Source organism: Streptomyces sp. NPDC044002 (assembly GCF_056434525.1).
On sequence record NZ_JBWKEZ010000015.1, the window covers coordinates 1 to 13,916 of the forward strand.

The 13,916-nt window shown below is 70.2% G+C and carries 16 protein-coding genes and 3 pseudogenes; 7 read left to right on the plus strand and 12 right to left on the minus strand.

What is annotated here, in order from left to right:
• Window positions 1-175: 175 nt before the first annotated feature.
• A pseudogene (locus tag AC07A6_RS13865) lies at window positions 176-484 on the minus strand (transposase); the annotation flags it as partial.
• 178 nt (window positions 485-662) lie between these two features.
• On the opposite strand from AC07A6_RS13865, the gene AC07A6_RS13870 reads away from it, so the two are divergent.
• Window positions 663-1,013, plus strand: coding sequence for a hypothetical protein (locus tag AC07A6_RS13870; protein ID WP_478777217.1), 351 nt, complete (start codon window positions 663-665; stop codon window positions 1,011-1,013).
• A gap of 72 nt (window positions 1,014-1,085) precedes the next feature.
• Here AC07A6_RS13870 and AC07A6_RS13875 read toward each other — a convergent pair.
• Window positions 1,086-1,352, minus strand: a pseudogene (locus AC07A6_RS13875) (ATP-binding protein); the annotation flags it as partial.
• A 20-nt stretch (window positions 1,353-1,372) separates the two neighbouring features.
• Here AC07A6_RS13875 and AC07A6_RS13880 point away from each other — a divergent pair.
• Together AC07A6_RS13880 and AC07A6_RS13885 are read left to right on the plus strand one after the other, a co-directional pair.
• Window positions 1,373-1,642, plus strand: a pseudogene (locus tag AC07A6_RS13880) (ATP-binding protein); the annotation flags it as partial.
• Window positions 1,643-1,688: 46 nt separating this feature from the next.
• On the plus strand, window positions 1,689-2,072 hold the full coding sequence (locus tag AC07A6_RS13885; RefSeq protein WP_478777218.1) for an Imm51 family immunity protein: 384 nt from the start codon (window positions 1,689-1,691) through the stop codon (window positions 2,070-2,072).
• Between the two features lie 449 nt (window positions 2,073-2,521).
• Here the strand turns inward: AC07A6_RS13885 and AC07A6_RS13890 are convergent, their stop codons facing one another.
• The 7 genes from AC07A6_RS13890 to AC07A6_RS13920 all read right to left on the minus strand — a co-directional run bounded on the left by AC07A6_RS13890 (window position 2,522) and on the right by AC07A6_RS13920 (window position 8,314).
• Window positions 2,522-2,962: a hypothetical protein gene (locus tag AC07A6_RS13890; protein WP_478777219.1), complete on the minus strand. Its 441-nt coding sequence runs from the start codon at window positions 2,960-2,962 to the stop codon at window positions 2,522-2,524.
• A gap of 255 nt (window positions 2,963-3,217) precedes the next feature.
• A complete protein-coding gene (locus tag AC07A6_RS13895) occupies window positions 3,218-3,397 on the minus strand; it encodes a hypothetical protein (RefSeq protein ID WP_478777220.1) in 180 nt (59 codons plus the stop codon).
• Between the two features lie 777 nt (window positions 3,398-4,174).
• Window positions 4,175-5,245, minus strand: a complete 1,071-nt coding sequence (locus AC07A6_RS13900; RefSeq protein WP_478777221.1) for a hypothetical protein — start codon at window positions 5,243-5,245, stop codon at window positions 4,175-4,177.
• A 184-nt stretch (window positions 5,246-5,429) separates the two neighbouring features.
• On the minus strand, window positions 5,430-5,720 hold the full coding sequence (locus tag AC07A6_RS13905) for a hypothetical protein (protein ID WP_478777222.1): 291 nt from the start codon (window positions 5,718-5,720) through the stop codon (window positions 5,430-5,432).
• Window positions 5,721-6,155: 435 nt separating this feature from the next.
• Window positions 6,156-6,689 carry a GNAT family N-acetyltransferase gene (locus AC07A6_RS13910; protein WP_478777223.1) on the minus strand — a complete coding sequence of 178 codons (534 nt, stop codon included), beginning with the start codon at window positions 6,687-6,689 and terminating at the stop codon, window positions 6,156-6,158.
• A 155-nt stretch (window positions 6,690-6,844) separates the two neighbouring features.
• Complete coding sequence (locus AC07A6_RS13915) at window positions 6,845-7,195, minus strand: hypothetical protein (RefSeq protein ID WP_478777224.1); 351 nt, start codon at window positions 7,193-7,195, stop codon at window positions 6,845-6,847.
• A 252-nt stretch (window positions 7,196-7,447) separates the two neighbouring features.
• Window positions 7,448-8,314, minus strand: coding sequence for a hypothetical protein (locus tag AC07A6_RS13920; protein ID WP_478777225.1), 867 nt, complete (start codon window positions 8,312-8,314; stop codon window positions 7,448-7,450).
• Window positions 8,315-8,583: 269 nt separating this feature from the next.
• Here AC07A6_RS13920 and AC07A6_RS13925 point away from each other — a divergent pair, with 269 nt between their 5' ends.
• Window positions 8,584-8,718 (plus strand): hypothetical protein, encoded by a 135-nt coding sequence (locus AC07A6_RS13925; protein ID WP_478777226.1) that lies wholly within the window; start codon window positions 8,584-8,586, stop codon window positions 8,716-8,718.
• A gap of 580 nt (window positions 8,719-9,298) precedes the next feature.
• Here the strand turns inward: AC07A6_RS13925 and AC07A6_RS13930 are convergent.
• Window positions 9,299-10,132, minus strand: coding sequence for a hypothetical protein (locus AC07A6_RS13930; RefSeq protein ID WP_478777227.1), 834 nt, complete (start codon window positions 10,130-10,132; stop codon window positions 9,299-9,301).
• Between the two features lie 624 nt (window positions 10,133-10,756).
• Between AC07A6_RS13930 and AC07A6_RS13935 the strand changes: the two genes are divergently transcribed.
• Entirely contained in the window at window positions 10,757-11,086 is a 330-nt protein-coding gene (locus AC07A6_RS13935) for a hypothetical protein (protein ID WP_478777228.1), read from the plus strand.
• A gap of 73 nt (window positions 11,087-11,159) precedes the next feature.
• Here the strand turns inward: AC07A6_RS13935 and AC07A6_RS13940 are convergent, their stop codons facing one another.
• Complete coding sequence (locus AC07A6_RS13940) at window positions 11,160-11,366, minus strand: hypothetical protein (protein WP_478777229.1); 207 nt, start codon at window positions 11,364-11,366, stop codon at window positions 11,160-11,162.
• 162 nt (window positions 11,367-11,528) lie between these two features.
• Here AC07A6_RS13940 and AC07A6_RS13945 point away from each other — a divergent pair, with 162 nt between their 5' ends.
• Window positions 11,529-11,855, plus strand: coding sequence for a hypothetical protein (locus AC07A6_RS13945; RefSeq protein ID WP_478777230.1), 327 nt, complete (start codon window positions 11,529-11,531; stop codon window positions 11,853-11,855).
• A 1,082-nt stretch (window positions 11,856-12,937) separates the two neighbouring features.
• Window positions 12,938-13,273 (plus strand): hypothetical protein, encoded by a 336-nt coding sequence (locus AC07A6_RS13950; protein ID WP_478777231.1) that lies wholly within the window; start codon window positions 12,938-12,940, stop codon window positions 13,271-13,273.
• Here the strand turns inward: AC07A6_RS13950 and AC07A6_RS13955 are convergent.
• Complete coding sequence (locus AC07A6_RS13955; RefSeq protein WP_478777232.1) at window positions 13,248-13,787, minus strand: hypothetical protein; 540 nt, start codon at window positions 13,785-13,787, stop codon at window positions 13,248-13,250. The two genes, AC07A6_RS13950 and AC07A6_RS13955, sit on opposite strands and share 26 nt — an antisense overlap.
• Between the last annotated feature and the right edge of the window lie 129 nt (window positions 13,788-13,916).

The following is a 13,916-nucleotide window of genomic DNA, read 5'->3' on the forward strand; positions in this document are numbered from 1 at the left end:
AGCTTCAACCGGGTTGCCGCGACAACCCGGCGGTGAAGGTCTCTCACCTCACTCGATTCCATGGCGCCTCGTGGCGCACCCACCCGCTACGACAAACGCGCCTACGTCTTCCACGGCACCATCACCACCGCAGCCATCAGGCTCTGGCTCCGCGAATGATCCGCCGGACAGAACCTAATCGGCGGGCCTTCTCACGGACCTGGCAGCGCAGGAGCTCGTGGATCACCTGGTCCGTTCCGTCGTCCCGCCAGGCGGCGAAGTAGTAGTACGTCGCGCTCTTCTGAGGCAGGTCGTGCGGGAGGTAGGCCCACTGGCAGCCGGTCCGGCCCTGGTAGAGGATCGCGTTCACGATCTCCCGCATCGCGTAGGCGCCCTGGTGGCCGCTCACTGAGCGGTGCCGGCTCTTCCACGCCCTGATCACCGGCTCGATCAACGCCCACTGCCCGTCCGATAAGTCACTCGGGTACGGCTTGCGTTCACTCACCTCATCACACCAGCACATCGGCGACCGCGGACCGGAGGATTCGGTCTGCACCCACACCATCAGGCGACACCAGAACCACCCGAAGACTCACGAACCGCCCTCTCACAATGACCTGGTGATTGGGTAGATCTCGGGGCCCGCTGACTTTGGGGGAACTGCCAACTGCGACGATGCGCTTGTGAGCTATGACCTTGCTGTGTGGGACGGGGAACGCCCACTCGACGACCACCAAGCAGGCTCGACCTATGACGAGCTCTATGAGCGCTATTTGGAGTCGGACGATGTCGCCGTCCCTCCTGCACCCCGCATCGCGGCCTACGTAGCGGCGCTCGTTGAACGATACCCGGACGACGTCGACCGCAGTGCCGTATGGGCGTCCGTGCCGGTCATCGACGAAGCGTCAGGGCCGATCGTGTACCTGGTCATGTCCTATGGCAAGGCTGAGGAAGTGTCCGACTACGCCGCTGCTCTGGCTCATGAACACGGTCTCGTCTGCTTCGATCCGCAGGGAGAGTGCCTCAGGCCCTGACGGCCACCCGAAGCAGCTCGCGGCGGCCGTGACCAAGGCATAAAGGTTGGCCCCTGGTGAGACCGGTGTTGATCAAGCGGCCGTATTGTCACGTTCGATGGCAGCGAGTCGGTTCTTGAGTCGGTAGCTGGGGCCGTTGATGGAGACGACGTCGCAGTGGTGCAGGAGCCGGTCGAGGATGGCGGTGGCGAGGACTTCATCGCCGAACACCTGTCCCCATTCGGAGAACGACTCGTTCGAGGCGATCGCCACACTGTTCTTCTCCTCCCGCTCGGTCAGAACCTGGAAGAGGAGTTCGGCGCCGCGGCGGTCGAGTTCCATATAGCCGAGTTCATCGATCTATGCGGATATCGGCATAGGTGGATGAGCGGGGCTATCTCGAGCTCGACCGGCGGGGCGGCGAGATGCTGTTCCAGGTTCTGACCGAGAGGGAGGAGAAGAACAGCGTGGCCATCGCCTCGAACGAATCGTTCGGAGGCTGGACCAAGACGTTCACCGACCCCCGGCTCTGCGCGGCCATCGGCGACCGGCTCACCTTCAACGGCACCATCATCGAGACCGGCACCGAGTCCTACCGACTCGCCCAGACGAAAGCCAGGACGGCAAAGGCGAACACCCGCTCAGCCTGACGAACCGCCCCGTCCAGACCAGGACCAGGGCACCTACCATCACCGCATGATCGACCCATCAGCCCTGGCACCGTTCCACCTGGACGAAACCGGCGAACCTGACCCCTCCCACTGCCTCTATCTCTTCGACGGCGACATGGAACAGGTCGCCGACGTCTTCGAGGAGCACAACGCCGAGAGCAATGGACACGGCTGGGAGGGGCTGGCCGAGTCACTGGTCCGTTCCCACATGCCCGACAGCGCGGACACGCTCCACTTCGGATCAGAAGCTGGCACGTTCGTCGTCTCAAGCAGCGACCGCAAAGCCCTCACGGACCTGGCCGTCCTCTTGCACTCCGCCTTCCACAACCGCGAACTCCTCAGCCAGTACGTCCTGACGGCCGACCCACGCTTCCTGCCCCGACAGGCCAGTGAGTGGGGCCAGGACTGACCGGAACCCGGGGCCACCTCAGACCGACCCGACACAAGCAGAATCCGCCGAATGGGGCCACTCCAGACCGGAAAAGTGGGGCCAGAAAAGAAGCGTTAAAGCCACACGACGGCCGGCAGGCGCCGAACCACCGGCTACTACCTGACAAGCACCCTGGACCAATGAGCGTCCCAGGAAAGAACAACCCTCCCTGAGACACATTCGCGACCGTCAACGGCACCCCACGGTCAGGTTCACGGGGGTGAAACTGTCTGCGCCCGCCCGCCGCTCACCCGCGGGCGGGCGCCGTCCCGCGCCGGGCAACGCGCTGCGAGCAGTAGATCCCGCCCTCGATGTGGTCCTCCGCCGCCCGGCCAGCGGCCGTGCCGTGGTCCGAGCACCACGGGCTGGCGGGTGACGCCACCGCAGTCGTCCCGAGAGCTATGTCATGAGCGGATCAGATTCGGCACTTACTGAGCAGGGTGGGCGTCAAGCCACCGGCCCAGTTCGTGGGCAGAGCCCAGCACGTCCGGCCTGTTGCTCACCCTGTCCTCGCCTACCGCGATACCTCGTTCCATCTTGTCGATCAGCGCGTACGCCGGCGTCCAAAAGGCTGGCCCGGCCTGGTTCGCGTTCATGGCCTTGCGTAGCTCCCGAGCAGGCTTCATGACAGCGAGCATCTTGTCCCAGCATGCCCCGGCGGCCTTGGGGCAGCCATCAGTCAGGTCGAACTGAGCAACAGCGTCCTTGAAGCGCGTCGTGGCCGTAATGACGCTCGCAGCGCTCGGCGTGGGCGTCGCCTTCGTTTCGGCATCCGCCCCTTCCCCACATCCCGACACGGTCATCGCGGCCACGACGGCGAACGTGATGCTCGCGGCGGCCCCCCACCCCTTGATCATGATGCTGATCATGCCACGGCCCCACCCAGACACGGCTGATCGTTTTCAGCCGCGGCGCAGGCCCTTGGGCGAGTAGATCATCACGCCGCCGACTGTGGGCACACTGCGTCCCCGCCGGCAGCTCCTCAACAACACCGAGCCAGTCAACCGGCCCGTCGAGCACGATGCGGTCGAGGTGGTCCCGCCCGTACAGGACGGTACGCGGCTCGGCCCGCGTCCCGGTCAGGCCCGCGAGCCGCCCGCCGGAGCTTGGACGCAGACGGACCGTCAGCCACGCAGCGCCCGCCGCCGCCCGGCCAGCTCGGCGCAGCGCAGGCCTCCGCCGGGATGCCACTCCATCACCGGGACGGCCTGGTCGCCGTGCTCCCGGCACCAGGCCGCCGGGTCCACTCCGCCGCAGTCGAACCGGCGGCACACGACGGCCTCGCCCGGGGCGGCGTACGTCATCCCGTGCCGGACCACCCCGCCGGGCCGGCCACTCCACCCGGACCCGCAGGCCCCCCGAGCCCGAACGGAAGCGCTCGGTGAGCCGGGCCTCGCCGAGCACCGCGAGCGGGCCGGTACCGGGCGCGGTCAACCGGAACACCGTGGCCCCCGATGTGCCGGCCGTCAAGGCGGCCAGCGCGTCGGCATCCTCGTCGGTGTACCAGCCCGACAGGCAGTCCACGTCGGCCGTGTTCTCGGCCAGGACGAGGTGCGGGTCATCGAGGCGGAACCTGCTGGCGATGCCGTTGGCCGCGGGCACCACCACCGAGGCGACCCTCGGCCCCACCGGTACGCCGATCTTGTCGTGGGTCAGGAGCCAGGCCACGACAGCCCCGCAGTCGAACTGCGGGTGCACCTCCGTGCCCGCCACCGGGGCGGGGAAGTCGTCATGGCGGCGGCGCCAGTTCACCACCGCAGCCCTCCCCACCCTGGCGATGCGCGCCTCCCCTGCCAGCAACACCCGGTTCCCGCCCGGGGCGACCGGTTCGAGGGCGGCGAGCGGGGAGCGGCGGCCCGCAGCGACCACGCGCACGGCCCGCCAGTCCACCGAAGGAAGGACGACCTCCAAAACGCGATGTCCTCGGCGGCGTTGAGCCTAAGCACGGTACCTGTCACCGTCAGCCTCCACTGGCCTGCGGCATCCAGCGAGCGAAGCACCGTGGTTGTCACCGTGTCAGCACGCTACTTGTCACCAGCAGCGCTCGAAGCAGGTTGGGTGTCACGGCGCGCTGGGACAGCTCATTGGATCAGGTCGGTGTGCGGATGCTCGGGGGAGGTCGGGCAGACGTAGATCTGCATGTTGTCCGTGCTGCCTACCTCAACGGCGGTTGGCTGCGAGGGGTCCTGGCCCGCGTAGTGGGACCCGGCGGCGTTGGCCTGGTCTTCCTGCGGCGCCCAGCTGCGTCCTTCACCGCCGTCCCACTCCCAGGAGGCGATCGTCAGCAGGGGAAGCATCTCTGCATCGCACACGGCGCAGTACTGGGGGTACGGGTCGGTGCGTCCCCACGGGGGCCAGCCGCCGACCTTCCAGCCGGGTGCGTTGCCCAGATGGATGGAGTAGAAGTCGCGCGGATAGGCCGCGTAGGCGCTGGCCACGTTGGCGCCGCCTGCCTGCCACCTATTCCAGTCCTCCAGCATCTCCTGCAGCTCCGGGCTCAGGTCCAGGCTGTTGGGGTACTCGGTGATAGCTTCTGGCGCCAGCAAGCACGGCTCGGGCACGTAACCCGGATAGTCCGCCTCGTACGGTTCCGGTGGTGTGACGAGGACGTCGCCGACGTCCTCGGCGGACCGCCAGAACAGTGCGGTCGCCGGCTTGTAATCCGGATCGTGCTCGTACGGGCACCAGAGAATTTGAAGCAGATCAGCCTGCCCGGGCGGCCGCAACAGGGGTACGTCCCGCAGGAACAGCTGAGCCACAGGCAGCATCGGGACCGGGCATTCGGCGGGTCCGGGAGGACCGGCGTCACGCCGTTTGGCGAGCCACGCAGCATTACGCTCCTTGAGCGTTTCCTCCTCGGGCGTGAGCGTGGACTCCAGGTCAGGGCGCCGCCGGTACTGCAAGAGCCTCGCAAGTCGCACTTCGGTCGGCGACTGACGAAAGCCGCTGTCCATGTGCAGGTGTGCGTCTTCGCAGTGCGGCCACGGCTCTCCTGCCGGCCACAGCAACGGCCCCCCGACCGAGCTGTCCCTGACCGACGGCGAGCCCTGACGCGGATGCAGCCGTATCGCGGGGCGTGCCAGCGGCGCCAGCTCAGGGAAGACCGCTGTCACCTCGACAGGCCGCGGCGGAGTAGTGCGTACGAAACTCATGCTGGTGATCTTGTCACCAGCCACCGACAGCGAGGCAGGCCCACCCGGCACCCCCGGACAGCCCAACCATACGAACGACACGACCGAGACCAACCACAACGCTAAAGGCCCGATCACGCAGCGGGCCTCGTCCGGCGGTGCCAGTGACAACACACTGCCTTGGTGACAACCATCGTGCTTCGGCTCAGTCGTACAGGGGGACCCGGGTCACCCCGCCGTGGTGCTTGTAGTCGACGTCCACGGAGCCGACCGGGGACAACCACCCGAGCCGGCCAGTGATCAAGTCGAAGTCCGTTCGGCGGACCCCGAGCCGGCGCGCGGCCTGGTCCGGTCCGAGGGGCACGTGCCGGTCGAGGAGGGTGGGCAGATCCCGGCGGCGGGCCAGGGCGGCCACCTGGTCCGGGTAGACCTTCGGGAACTCGGCGTCCCACCAGGGGCCGGCTCGCGCCAGGTGCCCGACCGCGGACGCGGTCACCCACGGCCAACACCTCGGGAGCGGCTCCCCCAGGGCATGCGTCAGCCGGTCCGCCGCCACTCCGGCGCCGATCGGGCCCCACAGCGCCGCGCGCACGGCCCCGGGGCCGGAGGCCTCCACCACCACCCGCGACCACAACCTCCGGCCAGCCTCCGCCCGCGGGACCAGGCCCGAAACCATCGCCCACCGCCAGGCCGCCACCGACACCCGCAGCCTGGCCCTGCCGGACCACCAGGGGCGAAACTGGCTTGCCCAACCTGTCACCGCAGGCCAGGCCTGGCGAACGGCAGACCGACAGGCCACCCCCAACCCCCAGGCAGGCCACCGCCAGGCCGGCGCCAGGTCACCGGCAAGCCAGCGGCAGGCCGGCACCGGCCGCCCACTGTCCTCTGGCAACCGATCTTGACCGATTGGCAGGTGAGTTTGACCGCCCGCTCACACCAGGGTGTGAAGCATCGGGCCCGGCCAGAGCGACCCGTCCGACCGCAGCTCCTCGAACTCCAGGGTCGCGGTGAAGCCCAACTCCTCGTACTCCCGCACCATGCGACCCTCCTCGCCGGCCCAGCAGTGCGTGCGGAGTACCCGCGCGCCACGGCGGGCGGCCTCGGCCCGAGCATCAGCGACCAGTGCTGCCATGCTGAACTGCCGGAACCTCACCCTGGTCACCAGGAAGTGCAGGTAGAGCTCCGGCTCCTCGACCTGCGGAGCGAACTCCGGGGCCTCGTCGGTCAGCACGGAGCCGCCGGTGATGCGGGTCAGCAGGTCCCGGCAGATCCGTGCCTGCCCGTCCCGGAAGTGGCGCAGCACCTGCTTGACGATCGGCGGAGGCTCCTCCCACTCCCGCGCTTCGAGCAGGTCGACGTACTGCACCGGGACCAGCCACGAACTGTGGTCGTAGAACATCGCCAGGAAATCCAGCACGTCATCGGGACCGCCCTCGGCGACCGTCATGTCGCTCACCTCGGCCATGGCACCCTCCCCGGGATTCGAAGCTCCGACCGACTATCACCCTACGGCCGCGCAGCAACCCCACCTGGCTATGACGACTTCTCGCTTCTGACCTACGTAGCCACGCGTACGCGATACCGGCACGCCGGTGCCCGCCGACACCAACCCTCGTTGGACTAAGCGCAGGCCGTGGGCGGGTAGATCATCACGCCGCCGGCCGTGGGCACGCACCGCGTCTCCGGCGGCAGGTCCTCGATGACGTCGAGGCCGTCGACGGGTCCGTCGAGGACGATGCGCTGGAGGTGGTCCCGCCCGTACAGGACGGTGCCCGGGTCGGCCCGCGTGCCGGTCAGGCAGACCACCGGATCCGCGGCGAAGCGCCCGCCCGCTTCCTTCCCGACCGTCACGGCGGCCGCGTTCAGCTCCGCCTCCGCCGACTCCAAGGGGCTGTGGCACGGCGGGCAGACGATGAGCGCAAGGCGGCCGCCCTCGTAGAAGCCGCTCCAGTCCTCCGCAGCCGCAGACATCCAGTCCCTCGGCGCCCGCGTACCGCAGCGCCCGCTCTCCAGCCGTGTCCGGCGCGAACGCCCCGGCTTCATCCGTCCCACACCGGCACAACGCCCGGACCCGAGACCGGTAGCGGCCCAGGAACGAGGGGCTCGGGGGTGCGCCCGCGAACGGCGTCCTGCGTATGACGGCGATGACAGCCCTCAGGGGCACTTCCGGCCGGCCGCGTGCGGGCGAGCCGGGGCTGGCGTGCTCCCGCCGCTGTTGGGGTGCTAGTCCGGCAGGGGTTGGTGCAGCCAGGCCTGAAGCATGCCGTTCTTCGCCGGGACGGCGATCTCTCGGAAGGCCTCCGCAGGGATGCCGGGGTGATTCTGGCGCACAGTCGCCCAGTAGACGGGGTCCGATACGCACAGCGCGTAATCGTCGTTGCCTTCGCGCAGCGCCGCCCGCATTGCCTCTGCGTCGAGCAGCCGACAGGCATCGTTAAGCGCAGCGCCCGCCCAGCCGTCCCGCTCATCGACGCTCACGCTGCCCGTGGCCAAGACCAGCCGCGGACGAAGCCGGACCGAGGACGCGGCAAGCCGGTTGACCGCACGCAGTTCGGCAGGAAGGACTGCAAGCACGGCGCGCAGGAGATCGGCCATGGGGACAGCAGCATCGATCAACTCGATGATGCCGTCACCCCGGTCCGCCTGCCGCCGCGCCGCCGCGTCAACGCCGGCAGCCTCCGCAGTGCGGTCAAGGAGGTTGTAGAGCATCCGGCGCATGTATCCCTGCTGAACGTCGTCTCGATTGCTGAACCGCCAAAGGTCGGCCAGCAGCAGGCTCCGCGGTGTAGGCCTCCCGACCGGCGGAACATGAGTGACCGTCACGGCCTGGGGCACCGACAAGGCCACCGTCTGGGCCTGCCCCGGCGCAGCCAGGGCCTGCGGCAAGGAATCCGCTTCCGCCGCCTCGTCCCACAGCACGTGGAACCGCTTCACCTCGGCCGCCGCATCGGCTCCCGGAGTCCGGCCGGCGAGTTCGACCACCAGCATCTGGACAAGCCCCCAGGTCGGCAGCCGGGGCTTGAAGAAGGCGTCGTGGATCCGGCTCGAGCTGACCACTCCGGTCCCCAGCGCGCGAGCCAGCTCCCGCACCGAAGGCCATCCCGCCCGGCGGTGAGCCAGGTGCAGCTCATCGCTCAGCCTCTTGCGAGGCCCAGGCGGAAACGTGGGAGCCGTAAGCCGGGCCATGCGCGATCCCCCGCAGAGTGTCCAGAAGCGTCCAACTACGTCCGACGCCAACGTACCGCGTCCGAACTCGTAAATCCCCGCGTTGAGTTGTCTGCCGACGTCCGACCACGTCAGGACGCCTGTCGCCGGATCGAACCTGGGTGAGACCCATCGGAATCGCACCGGGAGACACCATGATCGACACGGCACTGACCCTTGTTGTCCAGGGCCTGCTCACCGAGCTCCCCGCCAGCCTGATCACGGCGGCCTGCACCGCACTCGCCGTGTGGGCAGTACGCAAATGGGGCGCAGCACCGCGGGACAAGTGATCCCCGCTCCACGCCTCAGATTCCCCCACCAGGCCGGTGGAGGAATCTGAGGCCCGTCGCCGTCGTGGTCGGCACCGCAAAGCTGGGCCATGTCCGGGACAGCAGGCACCGGCCTTCGGTTGCAGGGCCTCAAGGGGCCGGCGCACTGCCATGACACACCAGGGTGTCCCGCCAGACCCACGCCCGCCGGGACACCGAACACAGACGGCCCGTAAGCCGCGTACCGACGCCCGCACCCGCCGCCCGGCCAGCTCGGCGCAGCGCAGGCCCCCGCCGGGGTGACACTCCACCACCGGGCTGGCGTCGTTCCCGTGCTCCTCGCACCAGCCCACCGGGGCCACACCGCCGCAGTCGAACCGGCGGCACGCGCACTTCCCGCCCGCCATCCCGTACGCCACCCCGTGGCGGACCACCCCGCCCGCCGCCCCCTCCGCGGCGGCGCCCCGCAGGCGGGCCGGCCACGCGAGAGTCACCCGCAGGCCGCCCGACCCCGTACGGAATCGGTCGATCACCCGCACCTCGCCCACCACCGCCAACGGCACCGCTCCGGGCGCGGTCAGCCGACGTACCGACGCCCCCATCACCCCCGCCACGAGAGCGGCCAGCGCGTCGGCGTCCTCGTCGGTGGACCAGCCCGACAGCTGGTCCTCGCCGGCCTGATCGTCGGCCAGGGTGAGCCAGGGGTCATCGAGGCGGAACCGGTGCTGGGCGCCATGGGCCCCGGCCAGCACCAGCGAAGCGACCGTAGGCCCCATGGGCAGGGCGATCTTGTCGTGGGCCAACAGCCAGGCGACCACCCCGCGCGGCTGTCGAACTGAGGGTGCGCATTCGTACCCGCCACCGGGGCGGGGAAGTCGCCATGGCGGCGGCGCCAGTTCACGACCGCGGCCCTGCCCACCCCCGCGATACGGGCCACCCCCGCCAACAACACCCGATCGCCGCCCGGCGCGACCGGTTCGAGGGCGGCGAGCGGGGAGCGGCGGCCCGCCGCGACCATGCGCACCGCCCGCCAGTCCGCGCAGGGACGGACCACCTCCAGGAGGGCGACGTCCTCGGCGGAGTACAGGGGAACCGCCGTCACCCCGCCCTGCCGCTTGTAGTCGATGTCCACCGCGCTCACCGGCGACAACCACCCGAGCCGCACCACCTGGTCGAAGTCCACGCGGCACACCCCGAGCCGGCGCGCGGCCTGGTCGGGTCCGAGGGCCACATACCCGTCGAGGAGGGCGGGCAGGTCCCGGCGGCGGCCGAGCCCGGCCACCTGGTCCGGGTGCACGTCGGGGAACTCGGCCTCGCCCCCGAGGTAGACCAGCAGACCGGCCTTCACCAGGTGACCGACCGCCGAGGCGGTCACCCGCGGCCGCAGGATCGGCAGCGGCACCCCCAGGGCCTCCGTCAGCCGGTCAGCCGCCACCCCGGCCCCGCTCGGGCCCCGCAGCGCCGCACGAACGGCCCCGGGGTCGCAGGCCTCCACCACCGCCCGCGACCACCGGACCGGCCCCGCGTCCGCAGGAGGGACCAGGCGCGACCCCGTCGCCCACCGTCAGGCCGCCACCGACACCTTCAGCCGGCCCGCCGCCTCGTACTCGTCGTAGACCTCACGCCGCACCACAGCCATCACCAACCACACCCCAAACGCACAATGGCGCGGCCCGCCAACCGGGCCGCGCCGGAAACATGCCGAAAGATCCCGTTTGGTGTTAATGATCCTGGTTTCAGGGCGGGTTGGGGGCGCACCGCACAAGTCCCGTACGCGTACACGAGGCACAGATTCACCCCCGGGAAGTACCCCGGGCAGCGGCTCGGCGGGCGAGGACCGTCCGGCCGGGCTTGCGGAGCTGACCCCCGCGTGGTGCAGCCTCATCCGGCGACGGCAGACGACTGCGTCAAGTCCCCGCGAATCCACGGTTCCCAGCCCGCCGGGAGGGCCCGGAGCGGATTTTCGCGAGAACTGGGCGACCGCGGTCTGCGGCCGCACTGTTGCTCTCGCTCACCCACTCCCCGGCCCCGGTGCCGGACTTCAGAAGGGGAACCACCCATGACCACGATCACCACCGGCAGCACCCCCACGGCTCCGCAGGCCTCCGAAGCCCTCGCCATCGCCGACGCCCTCGCGGCGGCCCAGGAGCGGGCCGAGGCCGCGCAGCTGCGGCTGTGGCTGCGGCTGCGGCTGCGGCTGCGGCTCCAGCGCGACGTCCTGTTCGCACTGCTGCTCACGGGTATCGGCGCCGTCCTCGGGATCGGCGCGGGGATCGTCATACGGCTGGCGCCGTCCTGGGTGAACCCTGCGCAGGTAGCCCTCGGCACCCTCGGCGTCTACGTCGGCGCCCTCGCCGTGCTGGTACCGCTCCTGCGCCGCCGCCGATAGCCCCCAGCGCTCGGGGCCCGGCCGCCACGGGGGCGCCCGGACCCACGCCCCCACCTCACGGCTGGCGCCGCCGTCAGCCGGCGGCCGCGGCCCCGCCCTGACCGAAGAGCGGAACGTCTTCCACACCCACGTCCAGGCGCAGCCGCTGGAAGCGGACCGGGTGCCGGTAGACGCCGCCGCGGTCGATCGCGCGGTCGGCGCTGATCTCCGCGGCCATCTCCGGTCGGGCCCGGAGCGCGTCCAGGACGTCGCGGGACCCCCACGCGGACGCGAACCGCACCCCGGTCCACGGATGCTTGGTGCCTGTTTCTGAACTCTCGGACTCTGCGGGGTCGGTAGCCGCGCAAGCTGGCCGGGATTGGACTATGCCCCCTCAGCGGAGCCCCCGAGGATGGCCGGAAGTCTTCGAGCGGGGGAACCAATGGGGCGTCCGACAACTGCTGTGGCCGCGGTCGGTCTGTTGCTGGCGCTGACGGCCTGCCAGTCAGGGGTCGCGTCCGGCAAGGTCCAGGGCACCGACGCCGAGTTGGCCTGTGCGGCCCTGAGCCGACTGCCGGAACCGCTGCCGGGCACCGATGACGGGAAGGCCTTCGAGATCGCGGTGGTGCGCCTCGCCGGCGCCGAGGAACTGGCCAGGGCGGCCGCCCTGACGGACGCCAAGTCCCAGCCGCTCGCCGACACCCTGAGGAAGGCGCATGACCTCCTCAACGTGACCTCCGACCCCCAGCAGGCCGAACCCGAAGTCAAGAAGGCCCGGACGTACTGCTGAGCGCCTGTCTCCGAGCCCTCGGCCCTTGCGGGGCCGGTCTCCCCGAAGACGGCCCCGCACGTCCCACACACCCCAGCAATTCCGTTCACCGAACGGTCACGGTGACCCTTCGGCAATATCGCGTCTTCCCCGTCAACTGCTCGCGGCGGAGCCAGCACTTCTGTGCCTCGGTCGCGGTACGCCCGCGGCGCCGGGCAGGCGGTGCAGTCAGCTACCCGCAGGCTCCCGGCGGGGGCCGGCTGGTCCAAGGTGAGCACCGGGTACTGGGCGAGGATCTGCTCGCGGCCCTCCCGCTCGGCCGTCATCAGCACCAGCCAGTGCGCCCCGGTCATCCGCATCTTCCTGGTGGCCCGTAGCGCGGACAGCACACGCCGCTGCTTGGGCTTCTTCAACGTCCCCCGCACCGGCGTCACCAGATGGTCGGCCCGCTCGTCCTGCTCGCCGGCCAGGCTCGGTGAATCAGCGCGCTGGTCCAGCCCGGCCAGCCACCCGGCCCCCGCCGCCCGGACCGCGACCGCCGGAACCAGACACGCCCGCACACCAAGCCCGCGGGCACCGACCGCACCGACACGAACCCCAGGACGACCCCCGAGCGGGAACCGCCCCGCCCGAACCCCCGCCCATCCGAATGGCCTTGGATCGCCTGCCGTCAAGCCTTGCTGCCGTGGACCGCGCGTCTCCAGGACTGCGGTCCTCACCGGGCAATAAGGACCGCCGTCGAACGCTCGCTCAGCGGGCTGTGGGGCCGGATGGACCCGGAAAGGCAGGCGACGGACGCCGACGTGCAGGCGATCGTCGCTGCCTGCGATGCGTACCACCAGGGCTGTTTCGATGCCGTGATCGGCCCCGGGACATCCCATGCCGATCCCCGCATGGGATGGCCGCCTTCACTGCGGCCGTCGGCGGGGCAGGGCCTTCCGTAGCACGGTCGGCGAGCACCTCGACATCTTCGCCAGATTCCGATTCCAGCTCACACTGGACATGCTCGGGCACGCCGAGCGCGCCACCCGGGCGACAGCGAAGGCCTGGGCCCGGTCGACAGACGCGGTTGGGACGACGCCGAGTGGTACCAGTACATCGAGGTGTACGAACTGGTCGGCTGGACGGCGGGGCCCCTGCGGCTTCCCGGTCTCAGCCCGTCCGAGGCCTCCGAGCGGGCAGAGCGGATCGCCGAGCGGTTCTGGGACGGCCTGGACGGCTGGTCCCCGTGGTCCTCGAAGGAGCTGCCTGCTCCGTTCCTCGCCCAGGTGGCACAGGCCGTGGCCGGCTCTGTTCACCAGCCCCCACCGCGCGTCGGCACTGGTGATGACGCCGACGGCCTGTCGACCACGGCCGCCGCGCCCGCCCCGGGCTTCCCCGCCCCCGTGCGCGGGAAAGCCCGGGGCGGTGCCGTCAGGCTACGGCCCAGAGGGAGGTGATCCAGTCGGTCGCGTCGGAGTTGTCGTAGATGTCGATGCGGACCTGCTCGCCCTCGTTGAAGTCGAAGTCGACCGTGTGGATGTCGACCACCTTGTCGGTGCCGATCGCGTAGTAGACCGGCGACCAGCCCGTGCGCGCCGTCCACACGCGGACGTAGACGGTGTCGCCGTCGTTGGCGGTGTCGTAGATCCAGAGCTTCTCGCCGTTGGGGTGGAACTCGACCTTGGAGACGAGCTTGCCGCCGTCGCGCAGTTCGGCCTTGGCGGCCACGGCGTCGGCGTCCTTCTCGAAGTAGGTGTTGTCCACGGAGTCGTACAGGTAGCACCCGTTGGCGGAATGCGTGACCGCCAGGGTGCCCCGGAGCCGTGCGCAGTTGTCCGTGTCCACCTCGGCGTAGCGGACGTCCAGCGTCCCGTACGCCTGGGCCGGCGCGGCCGTGGCGAGGAGCGAGCCGGCCACCGTGGCCGCCGACGCGAGCAGGACCGCGGCCCTCTTCCGCATGTTCATGTTCATGTTCATTGTCTCCCTCAGTTCGAGAGTGAGCCGATCGGGTCGGCGACTGCCGCCCTGACCTCAGCTTTCGCCGTCGGAGCGTTGTCCAGCAGACCCCTCGCACCACCGTGGACAAAGTCCCGACGCCGC

Excerpts from the sequence above, each read along its gene's own strand:
- AC07A6_RS13890 (WP_478777219.1), bottom strand. The coding sequence starts at position 2,962 with ATGATCAGCATCATGATCAAGGGGTGGGGGGCCGCCGCGAGCATCACG.
- AC07A6_RS13955 (WP_478777232.1), bottom strand. The coding sequence starts at position 13,787 with ATGAACATGAACATGCGGAAGAGGGCCGCGGTCCTGCTCGCGTCGGCG.
- AC07A6_RS13900 (WP_478777221.1), bottom strand. The coding sequence starts at position 5,245 with ATGAGTTTCGTACGCACTACTCCGCCGCGGCCTGTCGAGGTGACAGCG.
- AC07A6_RS13895 (WP_478777220.1), bottom strand. The coding sequence starts at position 3,397 with ATGACGTACGCCGCCCCGGGCGAGGCCGTCGTGTGCCGCCGGTTCGAC.
- AC07A6_RS13910 (WP_478777223.1), bottom strand. The coding sequence starts at position 6,689 with ATGGCCGAGGTGAGCGACATGACGGTCGCCGAGGGCGGTCCCGATGAC.
- AC07A6_RS13915 (WP_478777224.1), bottom strand. The coding sequence starts at position 7,195 with ATGTCTGCGGCTGCGGAGGACTGGAGCGGCTTCTACGAGGGCGGCCGC.
- AC07A6_RS13925 (WP_478777226.1), top strand. The coding sequence starts at position 8,584 with ATGATCGACACGGCACTGACCCTTGTTGTCCAGGGCCTGCTCACCGAG.
- AC07A6_RS13885 (WP_478777218.1), top strand. The coding sequence starts at position 1,689 with ATGATCGACCCATCAGCCCTGGCACCGTTCCACCTGGACGAAACCGGC.
- AC07A6_RS13935 (WP_478777228.1), top strand. The coding sequence starts at position 10,757 with ATGACCACGATCACCACCGGCAGCACCCCCACGGCTCCGCAGGCCTCC.